Genomic DNA, 18,296 nt, shown 5'->3' with positions numbered 1-18,296 from the left:
CCGGTCTGACACTTGGGCCATTCGACTTCGTAATGCCAGCCTGTGCGATCGATGACCGCCACGCAGCGTAGTACAGCGACACGCATTCCTCCAAGGGCTCTACTCTCGAAACAGCGGTCGCAATTCTAGGCAGGAAGGACGGCGACTGGTTTGCGCATATATACGCCTACTGGCACGAGAGTGGCAGAGAACGTCTCGGTCACCCGCTGCCTCACACGCTTCAGATAGCGCACGCAGGCATCATCAGGGGCCACGGTCTCAAAGGCGCGGCATTTGTGGCTTCGTTGGACCCGGAAACCGAATTCACGTTGTTCCGCTTACAGCAGGCCGGACCCCTCTCCAGACCGCTTCGAAACAACGCTCTCATTACGACGCCGGCTCCGTTTGCCGATCTGACAAACAGCATCCACGAACTTGCTCTTCTGTTGGATTCATCCTCCTACGAAGTCTAGGGCCTTGGCAGCCTTGCCGGAGCGGCGTTTCGCGATGCCGACGCGATGACGGGCCTGATTTCCGAAATATTGCTTTCCCCAGGTGGCGGGGCAAGAGCAACTCAGGAGCTCCAAGTGCCCATACGCGCGATCGACCTTGATGGCGGGTTGCATGATGGCATTCTCATTGCCGGCGGGGCGCCCACGCTTGTCACTTGCGAATTGCTGATTACGACCCGATCAACATGTGACAATAAGCCTGGGCCAGTTGAAAATTGATCGTGGCCGCCAGCAAGGCACCAAGAACAGTAAGAGAACATTTACCCTTGCAGAACACAATGAGAACAGGTACCATGTTCTTGATTTGTACCAGATGTTTTCTCGGTCAGGGGACGCCTACATGCTGACGCGCAAGCAGTACGAACTGCTCATGTTCATTCACGAAAGACTGAAAGAAACCGGTGTGCCGCCGTCTTTCGACGAAATGAAGGATGCGCTCGATCTGCGCTCCAAGTCCGGCATTCATCGCCTGATCACAGCCCTTGAAGAACGCGGCTTCATCCGGCGCTTGCCGAACCGGGCAAGAGCCATGGAGGTTGTTCGCCTTCCGGATTCCATCGCACCGGGCCTGGGTACTCCTCGGCCAAGGGGCACCTTTTCGCCAGAAGTCATCGAAGGCTCGCTCGGTAAACCGGAACCGGCGAAGGCAGCACCGGAACCCGTTATCGGTGTCACGGAAATTCCCGTTATGGGCCGAATTGCCGCCGGTGTACCGATCGAGGCCATTCAGACCCACAGCCATTCCATTACCGTGCCTCAGGACCTGATTGGGCGTGGAGAGCATTACGCGCTGGAAGTGCGCGGCGATTCCATGATCGAAGCCGGCATTCTGGATGGTGACACCGTTCTGATACGCAGGACCGACAGTGCCGACAGTGGAGATATTGTCGTCGCTCTTGTCGATGATGAGGAAGCAACCTTGAAGCGCTTGCGCAAGAAAGGTGCCTCTATCGCGCTTGAAGCCGCGAACCCCGCCTATGAAACCCGGATCTTCGGACCGGGCCGCGTCCGAGTTCAGGGCCGACTTGTTGCCCTGTTTCGACAGTACTGACCCGTCACTCGTCAACGCGCTCTTTTGCAAATGAAGCGCGGCTGGCTTGACGTAACCCGTCTCTTGTGACCGTTCCTGGCCGATGCCAGGGACGCGGCGGGTCAGGGATGGCGTACACCAGCTTTTCGATTTTTGGCTTTCCGTCAGGCGGAAGTACCTCTCGGTCGCCAAGCCTATTGGTATCATCCCCCCGACGAGCAGCGCTTGCCGACAACCAGATCGAAACTGCGCCGCGTGCCGACCGCGTTTCCTGGTCCAAAACAAGCACTGAGCTGCAGTTTTCCGGAGCGACTAGATCGGTCACGATCAAATCGGCGTATCTGCAATCCATCTGAAATGCTTCGAACGTTTTAGGCTGGGCGATTGCCAAATAGGGTAAGGCCAGTTGCAGCGCCTCTTCGCTTTCCCCTGGTCCGTATGCCCTGACGACGCATCCATCATCGTCACACATTTTCTGAGGCGATTTCATCTTACGCGATAAAATCGCTTCATCAGGAACGCCTTCCGACTGAAGCCAAAGGTCTGTTGCAAAGGACCGGCCTCTAGCTTCGTAACGCAAGGCCCCAGTTTCATCCCGAGCGGCGATGCGAGAGCCGCTCGCGGCAATCTGGATGTCCGGAGGCTGGTCAGTGATGACAATCATGAGCCCCGCAAGCAGCGGAAATCCGGCGAGCAGACGCCTTCTTCCTGGCAACAACAGGCCGGCAAATAGCGCCGACAGCAGTAGACTTGCAGCCATTCCGTCGAGCCTGCCCGACGCGCCGCCTCCGGCATCCAGCGCAGCAGTGAATGAAGCCACCTTCAGAAGCAGCGACACGCCGATAGACATCACGGCCAGTGGCAGCGCAGCCAGTCCAAAGGGCATCAGAACAAACGCCATCACACCCATTGGCATGACAAGCAGCGAGAACACTGGCATGCCCAGAAGATTGCCTACAACGCCATAGGGCGCAATGCGGCTGAAATGATGTGCTCCGATGATGCCGGTCGCCAATCCGGCGACCAGCGCGGTAACAAGCAGACCCGCAACCCATTTGCCAAGAAAAACGCATGTCGCCATGCCCCATCCGGATACTCTGTCACCGGTCGATCCAAAGCGATCCCGTTGCCGCCACAAATCATAGACGGCAACCAGACAGATCACGGCGGCAAATGACATCTGGAAGCCAGGGAAAAACAGGCGTTCAGGCGCTATCACAAGAAGCAGGAGGCCTGCTAGCGCTACACTCCTCAAAGTCAGACCGCGCCGACCGACAAGAACCCCGAGAAAGACAATGGCAATCATCAAAAAAGAGCGCTGTGTGGCAACCGCTCCGCCGGACAGAAGCAGATAGACGACGGCCGCACCAAGAGCTGAGAGAGCTGCCCACTTGTGAACAGGCCATCTCAACGTCAAGACCGGAATGAGCGATAACAGCAACAAAACTGCCCCGTAGGCGCCACCGGCGAAAAGCGCCATATGCAGTCCTGAAATCGCCAGGATGTGAGCCAGCCCCGCCGAACGCAATACCTCTTCCTGCTCTTCAGCAATGCCGCTTCTGTCACCAACCAAAAGGGCGACGATCAATGCGGTTTCGGGCCCATCGGCAAGACTGGATTTGATCCGCTCCGCGATATTGCTTCGGAGTTTGGCAATGACAACAGAGGGGCGAAGCCCAATCCCCTGATCTGGAACCTTGATGACCTGAGGCGGACCAAAACTGAAGCCCGTCGCGCCTATTTGCTGAAAAAAGGCCCGGAAGGAATAGTCATACCCTCCCGGGAACACGGGACCCGCCGGAGGAAACAGGCGCGCATTGATACGAACTGTGTCCCCGACCTCCACTGCGCTATCAGCCGGAATGCGCACGCGCACTTTTGCCGGAAACACGAGCGCCTCGACCGGACGTTCATTAACCGCAGTTACAGCAAGCACAAGCCGAACACCGGCCGCTCCGGTATCCACCTCTTCAACAACCCCAGATACATCAGCGTTCATCGGCTCGGCAAGGCGCGGCGTTGATACATAAGCGGTCCGAAGGCTGGATGTCGCCAGTCCGGCGAAAAAAGCCAGGCAGAGAATGGCTGGAACCGCCACTTTGCCACCTTGCCCCACGCGCCAGACTGCGAGGCCTGCAAACACCGCCAGACCCGTCATCAGAAGCCAGGACGGCTCTTCAGGCAACCAGACATAAACGCCAATTCCCGCAGCAAACGCGAAGGCGAACCACAAGAGACCTTGCGCATCCCAAAGGCGATCTGCCGCTGAACTTTTCATCGAACCAGCATAGGGATTGTGCCCTGATAACCCGAAGCGCCGCTTCCAACGTTCATCGGGCAAAGGATCAGCAACGGACGAACCTTGCCCCTGATCATCATCAGGTGCCGTTCGCGACCGGCTGTCAGTCCTATCCTGCGGATCGGTCAGTGACGTCACCCCAGCTCCCCGTTTGGTCCAAGAAAGGGCAGAGGCCCCTATTTAGCCTTGCCAAAGCCTGTGGTAAGACCGCGCCATCAATTCGGCGCGCTCCGCGCCGTCATACTGACAGAGACTTTTATAAAGCACCATGGCACAGAACATCGTCACGCGCTTCGCCCCGTCTCCGACCGGGTTCCTGCATATCGGCGGCGCTCGCACCGCGCTCTTCAACTGGCTGTTCGCCCATCATCATGGCGGCAAGATGCTGCTACGGATCGAAGATACGGATCGGGCCCGCTCCACACAGGAAGCAGTTGACGCGCTGATCGACGGCCTGTCCTGGCTCGGGCTGGACTGGGATGGAGAGCCGATCTCCCAGTTTTCCCGGGTTGAACGCCACAAGGAAGTGGTCGAACAGATGCTCGCCAACGGCACGGCCTATCGCTGCTATTGCACGCCGGAAGAACTCGACGCCATGCGCGAGAAGGCCCGAGCCGAAGGCAAACCGCCTCGCTATGATGGCACATGGCGCGAACGCGACGCCTCCGAAGCCCCTGACGGCGTCGATCCCGTCATCCGCATCAAGGCACCGCAGGAAGGCGAGACCGTTGTCGACGATCTTGTTCAGGGTCGCGTCGTGATCCCGAACAAGGATCTCGACGATTTCGTTCTGATGCGGTCCGACGGAACTCCGACCTACATGCACGCCGTTGTGGTGGATGATCACGACATGGGCATCACCCACATTATCCGCGGTGTCGATCACCTGACCAACGCTGCCCGCCAGACGCTCATCTTCCAAGCACTTGGCTGGGAAGTGCCGGCAATGGCGCATATTCCGCTCATTCACGGTCCGGACGGTGCAAAGCTGTCGAAACGGCACGGTGCCACTGGTGCGGAAGCCTATCGTGAGATGGGTTATCTGCCGCAGGCCATGAGAAACTATCTGGCTCGGCTCGGCTGGAGCCACGGCGACGAGGAAATCATCTCTCTTGAAGACATGATCAAGTGGTTTGATTTCGATGCTGTCGGCCAGTCGGCTGCACGCTTCGATTTCAAGAAGCTGGAAAACCTCAACGGGCATTACATGCGCGCCACCGAGGACGCCGAACTGCTGAGCCATTGGAAGGTTTATCTCGCACATGCCGAAGGCGGCGATAAGGTTCTTTCCTGGCTTGCCGACAGCAACAACGAGGCCACCGCTCTGTCGGCGCTTCCCGGCCTGAAGGAACGGGCAAAGACCCTGGTCGAGCTGACGGAAAGCGCCTCTTATCTGTGGCGTCAACGTCCTCTCGACACGGACGAAAAAGCCCAGAAAATACTGGACGACGATGCCAGAGCTATTCTGAAAGATCTGCACGCCGTCGTGGCGGGCGTCTCTGACTGGACAGCAGAACCGCTGGAAACAGCGGTAAAAGCCTACGCGGAGGGCAAGGAATTGAAACTCGGCAAGGTAGCCCAACCGCTGAGGGCTGCGCTGACGGGCCGCGGCACATCGCCCGGTATCTATGACGTTCTGATTGCTCTTGGCCGGGAAGAATCCCTGGCCAGAATTCAGGATCAAGCGGTCTGAGATCAAGCGCCGCCGGATGCATTTTCTGGCAAAAACCAGGCTTCCGGCGGCCGCACTTGCGGGCGAAAAACGTCTTTGACCAAAGCGTTATATCGGCCAGCTTGCGGCAGTGCAGTAAATGGGCTACGCAAGACGCGAAAAATTCTCCAGTGCTGATCCGGCAACCGGCAACGGGACCCAACGCCAGAAGGGTCAAACCAGGACGGCACATCCGTTTAACGTAAAGGGGTTTCTGAATGGCCGACAACAACGCCAAGCTCAATGTCGGTGGTAACGACCACGCATTCGACGTTCTTGACGGATCCATCGGACCGTCGGTAGTGAACATCTCGTCCTTGTACAAGGACACTGGCATGTTCACCTACGACCCGGGCTTCACTTCCACCGCATCGTGCGAATCCAAGATCACCTATATTGATGGTGACGAAGGCACCCTGCTCTATCGCGGTTATCCGATCGAGCAGCTCGCCGACCACGGTGATTTCCTGGAGTCCTGCTATCTTCTGCTTTACGGCGAACTGCCGACCAAGTCCCAGAAGGACGACTTCGTCAATCGTGTGACCTACCACACGATGATCCACGAACAGATGAACCGGTTCTTCTCCGGCTTCCGCCGTGACGCACACCCGATGGCCGTCATGGTCGGCACGGTTGGGGCGCTGTCCGCCTTCTATCACGACTCCACGGACATCACCGACCCGCATCAGCGCATGGTTGCGTCGCTGCGCATGATCGCCAAGATGCCGACCATTGCCGCAATGGCCTACAAGTACCACGTCGGTCAGCCGTTCGTTTATCCACGCAACGACCTGAGCTATGCGGCGAACTTCCTGCATATGTGCTTCGCGGTGCCTTGCGAGGAATACAAGGTGAACCCGGTCCTGGCCCGCGCCATGGACCGTATCTTCATTCTTCATGCCGACCATGAGCAGAACGCTTCTACCTCTACGGTGCGGCTGGCAGGCTCTTCCGGTGCAAATCCGTTTGCCTGCATCGCGGCCGGCATCGCCTGCCTCTGGGGCCCGGCACATGGTGGCGCCAACGAAGCAGCTCTCAACATGCTGTCCGAAATCGGCTCTGTGGACCGCATCCCGGAATATGTCGCCCGCGCCAAAGACAAGAACGATCCGTTCCGCCTGATGGGCTTTGGCCACCGCGTTTACAAGAACTACGACCCGCGTGCCCGCATCATGCAGAAGACCACGCACGAAGTTCTCGGCGAACTCGGCATCAAGGACGATCCGCTCCTGGACGTTGCCATGGAGCTGGAAAAGATCGCGCTCAACGACGAATATTTCGTTGAGAAGAAACTGTATCCGAACATCGACTTCTATTCCGGCATCACGCTGCGCGCGCTCGGCTTCCCGACCACGATGTTCACTGTTCTGTTCGCTCTTGCCCGTACTGTTGGCTGGATCGCACAGTGGAAGGAAATGGTGGAAGATCCGTCCCAGCGCATCGGTCGCCCGCGTCAGCTCTACACAGGTGAGAAACTGCGCGACTACACGCCGATCGACCAGCGCCGCTAAGACGCACGCAGGCAGTCGCCTGCCTGCAATAGTCCGCAGTTTCGTCTGCGTGCATATCAAACAAGAAGACGCCTCGCTTCCATGCGGGCGTCTTCTTTGTTTTTTGCCCCAGCGGAACCAAAGCAACGACGAGAAATGATTTTCCCGATTAAATGAGGTTAGTGAAAAAAGCTTCCGCACCAAATATCTCTATTATCCACGCGAAAACGAATTGCTAACGCAAAACAATATACGAAAAGGAATTATGTAAAAAATTCAAGAAATTTCAGAAAAGGCTATTTCTTCAAATTTATTAGACATCAAAGAAAGTAATAAAACAAAACAAACCTTCCACTTTCACGTATATTAGAAAAGTTTACTAATAATAAGGATTCGTTGCTTACCTTTCACCTCAAAGAGTGCGCATGAAGCATGCCGGGGTTCTCGAGGGGTTAAAATGGGTTTTTTGAAGTTCGCTTCTGACTTGAAGTTTGGGGTTAAAGTGGGCGGCAGCTTTGCCGCCGTGGTTGCCCTCACCGGTATCGTGGGTGGTGTTGGCGCTTACAGCGTCATGACTTTGGCGGAACGCATGGAGATTGCAAAGCAATCAACTTCCGCAATAGCCCAGTTGCAAAGTCTGGCGAGCAAGAAGGAAAGCTTCCTGTCTTCCGAGAACCCTCAAGATGCAGAGGCCACTCTCTCTGATATTGGTGAACTGACAGCCGAATTGGAGAAACTCCAGAACGAGCTTAACGCCGATCCTCAAGCCCAAATACCCGTTGCCGAAGCAGCCACAGCCGTGAAGGATTTCCGGGCAGCCTTCGAAAAGGTCGTTGGCCTGACGCAGCTACAAACTCAAAAACAACAGCAGCTCGATAGCGCCGTCCAAGATCTTGAGAAGATATCTTCGGACATTCTGGGCAAGGCGCTGATGGCGCGAGACGGCGTTAGTCAGGACGAGACCAACGCACGCAAGACGCTTGTACTTGCCAATAAGGTTGGTCAGGCCGCCGCAGGCTTCCAGGAGGAGGCCCTCACCCTTCAGAACCTGTTCAACGCCGCCGCCAACAACGCCAAACAGCTTGCCGAAATCAGGGATCGCGTCACCCTGCTCGCGCCATCCGCAAAGCAGATGGCGGCAAACAGCTTTGACGGTGTCGATCCGGGCAAGTTCCAGAAGCTTGCGGCTGAAACAGCAGAACTTGAGCAGACCCTTGGCAAGCTTATCGAAACCAAGGACTATATCGCGATCTTCGACCTTACCGATGCTGCGAAGGCCGGGTTCGAACAGCTTGTTTCCGATGTGAAGGATATCCGGTCTCAGGCAAATGTCGCCATCGACAATGTTTATGCCCAGGCGGACCAGATCAACCAGCGCTTCTATGTGGTCGACAGCGTCGCGGATACAGTGATGCAGATCGAAGCTGACGCCAACGCGGTAAAGGCCGCCGCCTTCTATTTCATGCTTTCCCCCAATGAGGCCTCCCAGCAAGCCGTCACTGGTGGAATTGACGGCCTGAACAAGCTGGCGTCCCGGCTTGAATCGAGCGCAAAGGACTTCCCTGCTATCTCGGATATCGTCCCGGCGGTCAAAAGCTCTATCAGCAGTTTCGCAGCAAGTTTTTCTGAGCTTGCGACAAATCGGTTCCAGCTCGCGGGACAGATCGAAACCATGACGGACCTGTCGCAGACTGTTCAGACGCAGATTTCCACCATCTCGACCAATCAGAGCGAAGCTGCACGGGCTTCTTCCTCCAGTGCACTTGGCGTCATCAGCCTCGCTCTACTGACTGCGGTTCTGGCGGGTGTCGGCATGGCCATTGCGCTCAATTTTGCGGTGACACGCCCTCTGCGCCGAACCACCGAAACCATGTCCCGCCTTGCGGAAGGCGATACCAATGTCCAGATCGACGGAACCGGACGCGGCGACGAGATTGGCGACATGAGCCGCACCATGCAGGTCTTCCGCGACAACGCGGTTGAAAGACTGCGTCTGCAGAACGAAACGGAACACGACCAGCAGATGCGCGCAGAACGGCAAGCCCGCATCGAAGCGCTCATTGCCGGGTTCCGCGAGAAAGCAACCGAAGTGCTTGGGTCTGTTGCAGAAACAGCGCAAACGCTCGATGGCACCGCCCAGGACCTTAGCGCCATCGCCAGCCAGAGCTCCAGCCTGGCGGACAGCACCTACGGCGTGACCGACGAAGCGACACAAAACGTTCAAACTGTCGCGAGCGCTGCGGAGGAGCTTACCACCTCAATCCAGGAAATTTCTCGCCAGGTAAGCCAGACAACACAGGTCGTTGACAGGGCGACCCAGGGTACGCAGGTCACGAACGAGAAGGTTCAGAGCCTCTCGACTGCGGCCACCAAAATCGGTGAAGTCGTCAGCCTCATTCAGGCGATCGCCGAGCAAACCAACCTTCTGGCCCTGAACGCGACCATCGAAGCTGCACGCGCAGGTGAGGCCGGTAAGGGCTTTGCGGTTGTGGCGGCAGAGGTGAAGGAGTTGGCGACACAGACCTCAAAGGCGACCGAGGAAATCAGCTCGCAGATTTCGGAAATTCAAAGCGCAACCAAGGACGCCGTTGTCGCCATCGAAGCGATCACGCACACCATGCAAGAGGTCAACGAATACACCTCAACCATTGCGACCGCGGTTGAACAGCAGGGTGCTGCCACCAGCGAAATCTCAATCAACGTTCAGCGCACAGCAGAAGGCACCGGATCGGTCAAGAGCAACATGTCCGATCTCTCGCAGGCCGTTGCCCAGACCAGCCAGAACGCCAATCAGGTTCTCGGCGCTTCCAGCGAATTGTCCCAGAAGACCGACATGCTGAAGAATGAAGTTGGACACTTCCTGGACAACGTGGCCAACGCCTGATCCAAAGGCTTTAACCGCCTGGCCACATCGAGAAACCGAGTGCGTTCCGCTCCCGGTTTTTTTGTGTCTATGTTGCAAGGGTTACGGTCACCACACCGTAGAGATGTGTCGGGCATTCCACCCGGTTTTGAGACTTGCCGGGAAACCCCGTCAGTCTCCGGCCTTCATTGCGCCAAGCACCACCTCTGCAGCAGCGCCTCGCTGGCTGTGTCCGTCCGGCAACTGCATGACATCGTCAAGTCTCTGAAGATGCTCGATCTGCTTTTGACGTTCTGAACTGTTCTGCAGAAGCTCGACAAGATGTCTGGCCAGAACGTCCGGCTGCACTTCCTCGTCGAGGAACTCCGGGATCGCCTTTGTTCCTAGGATGATGTTCGGCAGTACGAAGGAATCGACGCTGGAAAATTTGAAGATCCGATTGAGATCCTTGATGCGCCTGAAGAACCAGTCGACCTTATAGGCAACGACCATCGGGACGCCTGAAAGGGCAAGTTCAAGCGAGACGGTACCCGACGCTGCCAGGGCTGCTTGCGCTTTCCTGAAGGCAGCTCGTTTTGCATCAAGGCCCGTGACGATCTCGACCGGAACGGGCCAGCTGGCTGTTTCCTGGCGGATTCTGTCTTCCAGATGCGCAACGGCAGGCAGAACCACCTTGAGGCCGGGCAGCTTCTTTTCAACAAGAGCAACTGTCGCCCCGAAATCTCTCAGGAGCCTGTCAATCTCGCTACCCCGGCTGCCTGGAAGCACAAGGAGGATCTTCTCGTCCGCGTCCACCGAAGATCTTTCACCCGCAGACGGGCGCAACTCGGCTGCATTTTCGCTCAAAGGGTGACCAACGTAATGCGTGCGCGGCCCTCCCAGCTTGCGATGCACATCAGGTTCAAAAGGCAACAAGGCAAGAAGGTCGTCTACATAAACACTCATTTTGCGCGCGCGGCCTGGGCGCCAGGCCCAGACGGACGGCGAAACATAACCAACGATGGGAATATGCGGTGCCCGTTTGCGCACGCGCTTTGCTACATTGTGGGTGAAATCCGGACTGTCCACGATCACCAGCACATCCGGGTTGGCCGCAACCACCGCATCCACAGTCTGGTACACGCGTTTGATGATCAGCGGCAGTCTGGCGAGCACGGCGGTCAATCCCATGACGGACACATCCGACATATCGAAAAAGCTCTTGAGGCCGAGAGACGTCATCCGCTCTCCGCCAACGCCGCAATAGCGAACACCAGACCCCAATCGCTCGTTGAGCGCTTTCATCAACTCCGAGCCGAGCTGATCTCCGGATTCTTCCCCGGCGACGAGACAAATCGTGGGCATTTTCCCGCTCATCACGAAAGCTCGTTAGGCTGTTCGGATGGTGCGGCCGAACCGTGTTCTATACCGATAACAAACAGACCGGCGTCATCTGCCTTTTTGAGCGTGATATCCTTTTCCGCAATCAGTGCCCCGCTCGCCTCAACAGCAATGCCCGCAAGGCCTGCGGCAACCGCTAGGTCGATGGTTTTCGGGCCGACAGTTGGCAGATCAACGCGCAAATCCTGATTGGGTTTGGCCGTCTTGACCAGAACACCGGCCCGGCCCTTGGCCCGTATCCGGCCACTGTGCTTCAGCTCTGCACATCGCTGCAGCATGGCGTCGGTTCCTTCAGCCCCTTCGAGTGCAACAACCCGCCCGCCAACGGCAACGGCGGCCTGTCCGATGTCGAGTTCGCCGAGTTTTTCACACGCCTTCAAGGCGAGTTCCGCATCCAGCCAGTCCGCCTGGCCCGGCCGCACCTTGCCAAGCACTCCGCTTGAAGCCAGCAGTTGCGGCGCCACGTCCTTGATCCCCACGACCCGATACCCCTCAACTTCAAACAGCCGGATTACCTTGGTCAGAAGGCTGTCGTCACCACCGGCAAGAGCCCGGATAATTGTCGGCAATCGCTTCAAGGTACCGAAATCACCAAGGATAGACGTGAAATCGGGACGCTTGGAAACACCCCCGATCAGAAGAACATCCCGGCAGCCTGTTTTTTTCAGGAATTTGTAGAGCCGGCCGATTTCGCCCCAGCCAAGCTCCGTGTCGGCCTGGGCGCGCGTTCGTTCGTCGGCTTCGCCCTTGATGGCAATAATCTTGTATTCACGCCCGGCGTTGCTGAGTGCATCCGCAATCTGACAAGGCAAACTGCCATTCCCCGCAATCAGGGCAAGGCGTGGTTCCGTTGCCATGTCTGCCCGGACCATAGGTTAGTCTTCGCTGCGCGGCGTGCAGAACCGGCGGTCTTCCTTTTCAAGGATGAAGTCGGTAACCGTCTTGACCAAAGGTTGATCGGCACTCTCTGCAGCAACCGCTTCGGCCCGGCTGCGCAAGGTGCCTTCGTTGCTCTCAAACAGTGCCCGATAGGCTGCGCGCAGGGCGTGAATCTGTTCCCGTGGAAAGCCCTTGCGCTTGAGGCCGACAAGATTGAGCCCGGCAAGACGGGCCCGGTCACCGATCACCGAACCGAACGGAATGACGTCGAATTCAACACCGGTCATGCCGCCAACGATTGCGCCCGTTCCCACACGCGACCATTGCCTGACAGCACTCAGGCCGCCAAGAATGACGAAATCATCGAGTTCGACGTGACCTGCAAGTGTGGCGTTGTTGGCAAGAATTGCGTGATTGCCGACCTGACAGTCGTGACCGACATGCGAGCTCATCATGAACAGGCAATTGTCGCCGACCCTCGTATAGCCACCGCCGCCTTCCGTACCCGGGTTCATGGTCACATGTTCACGAATCTGGTTATTGGCGCCGATTTCAAGGAAGCTGACTTCACCGGAAAACTTGAGATCCTGCGGCTTGTGTCCAATGCTCGCAAAAGGAAAAATATGCGTGTTGGCCCCCACGCTGGTGTGGCCCGAAACGACGACATGCGATTCCAGGATAACTCCGTCGGCGAGTTTCACATTCGGACCAACAATCGAATATGCCCCGATACGAACGTCCTCGCCGATCACGGCCCCGTCTTCGACTATGGCCGTTGGATGGATGTCAGTCATATGTCCTCACGCATCTACCAGCATTGCGCTGACTTCTGCTTCTGCAACCTTGTTGCCGTCGACTTTGGCGACAGCGTCGAATTTCCAGATGTTGGAGCGCTGTTTGATCTTCTTGACGTGGAAATGAACCTGGTCACCAGGCTCCACCGGCCGGCGGAATTTGGCCTTGTCGATGGTCATGAAGTAGACCAGTTGCGGTGGTGCATCGTCACCGCGCGCGTGAACGCAAAGCGCCCCGGCCGTCTGAGCCATGGCCTCGATCAGAAGAACGCCCGGGAAAACCGGTCTCTCAGGGAAATGACCGGTAAAATGCGGTTCGTTGATGGTGACGTTCTTGATGCCGATGCAACTATCGTCACCGTCCATCTCTATGATCTTGTCGATCAGAAGAAAGGGATACCTGTGCGGCAGAAGCTTCATGATCCTCATGATATCTGCGCTGCCAAGTGTTTTGTTTTCTGCGTCTTCCATATACTACCCCTTGGCGAATGACCGCCGCAAAGTCCTGCTTTTAACCCGTTTACGATCCGCCGCCACGCTCTGCAAGCTTTCTGACGGCCGCGACCTCGCGGAACCACTGTTTGACCGGCTTCGCCGGCGTGCCTCCATACCGCCCACCGGCAGGCAGGTCATCGTTGACAACGCTTACGGCAGCCACCTGGGATCCCATGCCGATGGTCACGTGACCGCGCACACCGGTTTGCCCGCCAATGGCAACGAAATCCTCAAGGGTGCAGCTTCCGGACAGACCAACCTGGGCAACAATAACGCAGTGGCGTCCAACCACCACATTGTGACCGATCTGAACCTGATTATCGATCTTCGTGCCCTCTCCGATGATCGTATCCCGGTTGGCACCACGATCGATCGTCGTGTTGGCGCCGATTTCCACGTCGTCCTGGATAATCACGCGGCCAACCTGGGGAACCTTGAGATGTCCCAAAGGCCCCATGGCATATCCAAAGCCATCCTGACCGCAGCAAACGCCGGGGTGCATATAGACCCTGTTTCCGATTACAGTGTGCTGAACCGTAGAATTCGGGCCTATGACGCAGTCACGGCCAATCTTGACGCCCTGCCCTATGACAGCATTGGCCCGAATGACCGTGCCAGACCCGATTTCGGCGCCGGCCCCGATCACAACCCCCGCTTCCACCGTGACATTGTCTTCCAGCGAAGCAGCCGGATCGACTACCGCTCGCTCTGAAATCGCTGCGGGACCAGCTTCCACCGGCACCATCGCTGCCGGGTAGAGTTTGGCAAGCACCTTCGCCCAGGACCGATAGGCATCCGCACAGACAAGTACGGCAACACCCTCGGGCACCTTGTCCTTGTGCTTCCGGTTGACCAGGCAAGCTGCTGCCGTGGTGCCATCGAGTTTCTTCAGATAAGCGGTGTTGTCGAAGAAGACCAGTGCGCCGGGCGTTGCATCTTCCAGCGGCGCGACACCCGTTATCATCAGCTCGGGTTCGCCGCGAGCGATCTCCGCATCCGCCCAGGTCGCTATGTCTGACAGAGAAACCGGAGCCGGAGATTCAAAAAATTTTGGCTCGGACATGATGTTATCCTTCTTGCCAGCCAACAAAAACGGCCGCCGAACGGATCGGCGGCCGTTTTCTATCCTATGTGACCGCAGTTTAGAAGCGTGTACCGCCGCTCAACCGGAAAATCTGCGTTTTGTCGGCGTCGTCCTTGACGATCGGGTAAGCAAAGTCTGCCCGCAGAGGTCCGAACGGAGAGTTCCAGCGGATACCTGCACCAACCGACGCACGGACATTGAAGTCGTTTGAGTCGATCTGACCGCCGTTGTTTTCCACGAGGCTGACCAGGCTGCTGTCTGCATCCCACAGGGAACCTGCATCGGCAAACACCGCACCGCTCAGGCCGAATTCCTTGGGAATGACCGGGAACGGGAACCGGGTTTCTGCAGTCGCGGCGAAGTAGAACCGGCCACCGATCGCATCTTCAGTCGCAGCGTCACGAGGACCGATACCCTGATTTTCGAAACCGCGAACCAGTGTTCCACCAAGCATGAACTGCTCGGAAACACGCAGGCGCTCGTCACCAAGGGCCATGATGTTACCACCACGAACCGACAGGCTGCCGACCAGACCGTAGTCTGCCAGGATTTCCTTGTAGGCACGAGCCTGAGCTTCCGTCTTGATGTAGAAGCTGTCACCACCCAGACCTGCAATTTCCTGACCGAAGGACGCATAGATGCCGTCCGTCGGATCCATGACACGGTCCAGCGTGTTGTAACGCAGCTCATAACCGACCAGAGAGGTCAGATATGTGCCAAGCGAGTCACACACCGCCAGAGAAAGGCTTGCAGTGTCGCAGTTGTTGATGTTGGTCGAGTTGTTGTCGGGATCCGAGTTCTTCTCCTGGAAGATGTTATAGAACAGACGGACAGTCAGCTCATCTTCCCGAAGCGGCAGCGTGAAGCCGAAGCCACCACCGGTCTTTTCCTGATCGAAGGAGCGGTAGTCGTTCGCATCATCCACCTTGCGATAGAGATCGAGATCCAGAGCGACGCGGCGGCCCATGAAGAACGGCTCGACAAAGCGGAACTCGTAGGACTGCGTGTCCGTGCCGCCACCAACAGCAAGCTTCACGAACTGGCCACGACCCAGGAAGTTCTTTTCCGTGAGTGAAATGTCACCAATGACGCCATCGACAGTCGAGTAGCCGACACCGAAGGAGATTTCACCGGTCGGCTTTTCTTCGACACGAACGTTCACGACCACGCGGTCGGGCGCGCTGCCCTGCTGTGTGGTGATCGAGACTTTCTCGAAGAAACCAAGGTTGCGCAGACGACGCTCGGCCTTGTCGACGAGCGCACGGTTGAATGCGTCACCTTCGGCAATGTCGAATTCACGGCGAATGACATACTCCCGGGTGCGGTCGTTGCCGATCACGTTGATCCGCTCGATGTAGGCGCGAGGACCTTCTTCGATGTAATAGATCAGGGAAATCGTGTTGTTGTCGTAGTCGCGAGCACCCCGCGGACGAACACGGGCAAAGGCATAGCCTTCTTCCGAGACGCGTAGCGTGATGTCTTCGACCGACTGCTCGACGCGCAGCGAATTGAAGGTCTGACCGCTCTTGGTGCGGATCAGGCGACGAAGGTCTTCCGGATCAACGTCAGGGATCGTGGAAACGATCTCAACGTCGCCAATCTCGTATTTCTCACCCTCTTCCACAGTGAAAGTCACGTAGAAGATGTTCTGCTCGCGATCGAGATCCGCGCTGGTGGAAACGATACGGAAATCCGCATAGCCCTTCTTGTTGTAATACTGACGCAGCAGCTCCTCGTCCGCGGCCAGGCGGTCCGGATCATAGGTATCGGTGCTGCGCAGCCAGCTCAGAAGGCCACTTTCGCGGGTACGGATGACGTCGCGCAGGCGACCATCGCTGAAAGCGGAGTTACCGATGAAGCTGATACGCTCAACGCCTGTCTTGGCACCTTCGTTGATCTCGAACACGAGATCGACGCGGTTCTGACCACGATCAATAATCTGCGGCTCTACGGATGCGCCATAGCGACCGGAGCGGCGGTAAGCTTCAAGAATATTCTGAACGTCGGCCTGAACCTTCGCACGGGACAGCATCGAACGCGGCTGAGAACGAACGGCGGGTTCCAGCGCACTGTCCTTGATCTTCCGGTTACCTTCAAAGGACACCCGGTTAATGATCGGGTTTTCGGTCACCGTCACAACGACAACGCTGCCACGCGGGGTGATATCGACCGTTGCAAAAAGGCCGGTTGCGTAGAGCGCCTTCAGAGACTCATCGACATCGAACGCACTGTAGGAGCGTCCGGGAACAATGGTCATGTAACTGACAACGGTTTCGTCCTCGACACGGGTATTGCCACGCACGTCAATGCTTCTGGCAACCGCCGCCTGGGCCTGTGAAACCAGGGACACCGGCCCGAAAGCTTTCGGCAGAACTGTCCCGATCGAAAATACGGCCACCGCCAACAGTACGGCCCGTGTAAGTCTCTGCAATCGCTGCATTATTGCGCTATGCCTTTATTTTTAATACCCCTTCCGGGAATCCGCACTCACCCCAGCAGATTCTCGGAACCGACGAGTGTTTTATAGGTTTTTACCGATAACGCAACCGCCCTTCCGGGCCGAAAGCGATTTAGTCTGAAGACGTTGCGTCAATGTCACGGGTGTCATGAATTGGTCCCCACTAGCCTCATGATATCTTTCCAGGTGACGAACACCATCAACATCAGAACGAGCCCCAACCCGATCCTGAAACCGACGTCCTGCACCTTTTCGCTGAGCGGCTTGCCACGCAGGGCTTCTGCAGCGAAGTAGACCAGGTGTCCTCCATCGAGAATCGGAACCGGTGCAAGGTTGATCAGACCGATGCTGACGGAAAGGACCGCCGCCAGGGAAATGAGCGGCATGAACCCGAGGTCTGCGACTTGACCGGAGATCTGGGCAACGCGGATCGGACCGCCAAGCTGATCAGTCGATTGCCTCTGAGAAATGATGCCCCCGATATAGCTGACGGTGCTCTCGATGATGCGCCAGGTTTCCGCCGTGCCTTCCAGCGCAGCTTCGCCGAGACCGTATTTGATGTGAACGAGATGTGACGGATCGGAGACGCCGCGAAGACTGATGTCGCCTGCCACCTGCTTCTCACCAAAAAAGACTTCTTTCTCTTTCGCGTCAGGCGTAACCGTCAAGGTAACGTCCTTTCCGGCACGCTCTACCTCGAAGACAAGAGGTGTATTGGCGTTCATCAGGACGATCTGCCGCATTTCTCCGAAGGTCTGTATCGGCCTGCCGTCAATTTCTTTCACGACATCGCCGGCCATAAGCCCGTCACGTTCTGCAGCCCCACCCGCAAAGACCTGTTCGACGACAGGTTCGTAGCCCTGTTTGCCGGAGGTGACGAAGAGTGCTGTGAAGATCACGATTGCGAGAAGGAAATTGGCGATCGGCCCTGCAGCCACCACGGCCATGCGTTGCCATACCGGCTTTGCGATAAAGGCCGTTTTCCGCTCCTCCTCGCTCATTTGCGCTATGGCTTCCCGGCTTGGAACACTTGCAGCATTCTCGTCGCCGGCAAATTTGACGTAGCCGCCAAGCGGAATCCAGCACAGTTTCCAGCGGGTTCCCTTGCGGTCGTTAAAACCGAAAAGCTCCCGCCCGAAGCCGACCGCAAAAGCATCTACCTTCACGTTGCACCAGCGAGCCACTGCAAAATGGCCAAGTTCGTGAAAGAAGACGACAATTGTCAGCACGAACAGAAAGGGAATGATTGTGCCGACTATCAGGGAATAGGCGGAAGCGAGAAGTTCCATGAAATGTGTCCGATCCTGCGCAGCTAGGATTGT

The 18,296-nt window shown here is 57.1% G+C and carries 12 protein-coding genes; 4 read left to right on the top strand and 8 right to left on the bottom strand.

What is annotated here, in order from left to right; all coding sequences use genetic code 11:
• The first annotated feature begins 831 nt into the window (after positions 1–831).
• Positions 832–1,542, top strand: coding sequence for a transcriptional repressor LexA (gene lexA, locus V1T76_RS15880; RefSeq protein ID WP_330561637.1), 711 nt, complete (start codon positions 832–834; stop codon positions 1,540–1,542).
• Between the two features lie 4 nt (positions 1,543–1,546).
• Here lexA and V1T76_RS15875 read toward each other — a convergent pair whose 3' ends face one another.
• The gene (locus tag V1T76_RS15875) at positions 1,547–3,958 is read right to left on the bottom strand and encodes a ComEC/Rec2 family competence protein (RefSeq protein ID WP_330561636.1); all 2,412 of its coding nucleotides are present in this window, start codon (positions 3,956–3,958) and stop codon (positions 1,547–1,549) included.
• Positions 3,959–4,088: 130 nt separating this feature from the next.
• Here V1T76_RS15875 and gltX point away from each other — a divergent pair, with 130 nt between their 5' ends.
• The 3 genes from gltX to V1T76_RS15860 all read left to right on the top strand — a co-directional run bounded on the left by gltX (position 4,089) and on the right by V1T76_RS15860 (position 9,905).
• Complete coding sequence (gene gltX, locus V1T76_RS15870; protein ID WP_330561635.1) at positions 4,089–5,513, top strand: glutamate--tRNA ligase; 1,425 nt, start codon at positions 4,089–4,091, stop codon at positions 5,511–5,513.
• Between the two features lie 236 nt (positions 5,514–5,749).
• Entirely contained in the window at positions 5,750–7,042 is a 1,293-nt protein-coding gene (gene gltA / locus V1T76_RS15865; RefSeq protein WP_330561634.1) for a citrate synthase, read from the top strand.
• Positions 7,043–7,505: 463 nt separating this feature from the next.
• Positions 7,506–9,905, top strand: a complete 2,400-nt coding sequence (locus V1T76_RS15860) for a HAMP domain-containing methyl-accepting chemotaxis protein (RefSeq protein WP_330561633.1) — start codon at positions 7,506–7,508, stop codon at positions 9,903–9,905.
• A gap of 150 nt (positions 9,906–10,055) precedes the next feature.
• On the opposite strand, the gene lpxB is transcribed toward V1T76_RS15860, so the two are convergent.
• The 7 genes from lpxB to rseP all read right to left on the bottom strand — a co-directional run bounded on the left by lpxB (position 10,056) and on the right by rseP (position 18,263).
• Positions 10,056–11,228 (bottom strand): lipid-A-disaccharide synthase, encoded by a 1,173-nt coding sequence (gene lpxB, locus V1T76_RS15855; RefSeq protein ID WP_330561632.1) that lies wholly within the window; start codon positions 11,226–11,228, stop codon positions 10,056–10,058.
• An 11-nt stretch (positions 11,229–11,239) separates the two neighbouring features.
• Entirely contained in the window at positions 11,240–12,121 is an 882-nt protein-coding gene (locus V1T76_RS15850) for an LpxI family protein (RefSeq protein ID WP_330561631.1), read from the bottom strand.
• Positions 12,122–12,139: 18 nt separating this feature from the next.
• Positions 12,140–12,937: an acyl-ACP--UDP-N-acetylglucosamine O-acyltransferase gene (gene lpxA / locus V1T76_RS15845; protein WP_330561630.1), complete on the bottom strand. Its 798-nt coding sequence runs from the start codon at positions 12,935–12,937 to the stop codon at positions 12,140–12,142.
• 6 nt (positions 12,938–12,943) lie between these two features.
• Positions 12,944–13,408 (bottom strand): 3-hydroxyacyl-ACP dehydratase FabZ, encoded by a 465-nt coding sequence (fabZ, locus tag V1T76_RS15840; protein WP_006934681.1) that lies wholly within the window; start codon positions 13,406–13,408, stop codon positions 12,944–12,946.
• Between the two features lie 49 nt (positions 13,409–13,457).
• Positions 13,458–14,495 carry a UDP-3-O-(3-hydroxymyristoyl)glucosamine N-acyltransferase gene (lpxD, locus tag V1T76_RS15835; RefSeq protein WP_330561629.1) on the bottom strand — a complete coding sequence of 346 codons (1,038 nt, stop codon included), beginning with the start codon at positions 14,493–14,495 and terminating at the stop codon, positions 13,458–13,460.
• 79 nt (positions 14,496–14,574) lie between these two features.
• Entirely contained in the window at positions 14,575–16,818 is a 2,244-nt protein-coding gene (gene bamA, locus V1T76_RS15830; protein ID WP_442970131.1) for an outer membrane protein assembly factor BamA, read from the bottom strand.
• Positions 16,819–17,120: 302 nt separating this feature from the next.
• A complete protein-coding gene (rseP, locus tag V1T76_RS15825; RefSeq protein WP_330561627.1) occupies positions 17,121–18,263 on the bottom strand; it encodes an RIP metalloprotease RseP in 1,143 nt (380 codons plus the stop codon).
• Between the last annotated feature and the right edge of the window lie 33 nt (positions 18,264–18,296).

Source organism: Roseibium sp. FZY0029, assembly GCF_036350355.1.
In the GTDB taxonomy this organism is placed as follows: Bacteria; Pseudomonadota; Alphaproteobacteria; order Rhizobiales; family Stappiaceae; genus Roseibium.
The sequence above is the reverse complement of the archived record's forward strand: the minus strand, read 5'-3'. Positions and strand labels throughout refer to the sequence as shown.

What these genes read in the sequence shown, in the direction of transcription:
- V1T76_RS15850 (WP_330561631.1), bottom strand. Translation starts at nt 12,121, where the DNA reads ATGGCAACGGAACCACGCCTTGCCCTGATTGCGGGGAATGGCAGTTTG.
- gltA (WP_330561634.1), top strand. Translation starts at nt 5,750, where the DNA reads ATGGCCGACAACAACGCCAAGCTCAATGTCGGTGGTAACGACCACGCA.
- lexA (WP_330561637.1), top strand. Translation starts at nt 832, where the DNA reads ATGCTGACGCGCAAGCAGTACGAACTGCTCATGTTCATTCACGAAAGA.
- lpxD (WP_330561629.1), bottom strand. Translation starts at nt 14,495, where the DNA reads ATGTCCGAGCCAAAATTTTTTGAATCTCCGGCTCCGGTTTCTCTGTCA.
- gltX (WP_330561635.1), top strand. Translation starts at nt 4,089, where the DNA reads ATGGCACAGAACATCGTCACGCGCTTCGCCCCGTCTCCGACCGGGTTC.
- lpxB (WP_330561632.1), bottom strand. Translation starts at nt 11,228, where the DNA reads ATGCCCACGATTTGTCTCGTCGCCGGGGAAGAATCCGGAGATCAGCTC.
- rseP (WP_330561627.1), bottom strand. Translation starts at nt 18,263, where the DNA reads ATGGAACTTCTCGCTTCCGCCTATTCCCTGATAGTCGGCACAATCATT.
- lpxA (WP_330561630.1), bottom strand. Translation starts at nt 12,937, where the DNA reads ATGACTGACATCCATCCAACGGCCATAGTCGAAGACGGGGCCGTGATC.
- fabZ (WP_006934681.1), bottom strand. Translation starts at nt 13,408, where the DNA reads ATGGAAGACGCAGAAAACAAAACACTTGGCAGCGCAGATATCATGAGG.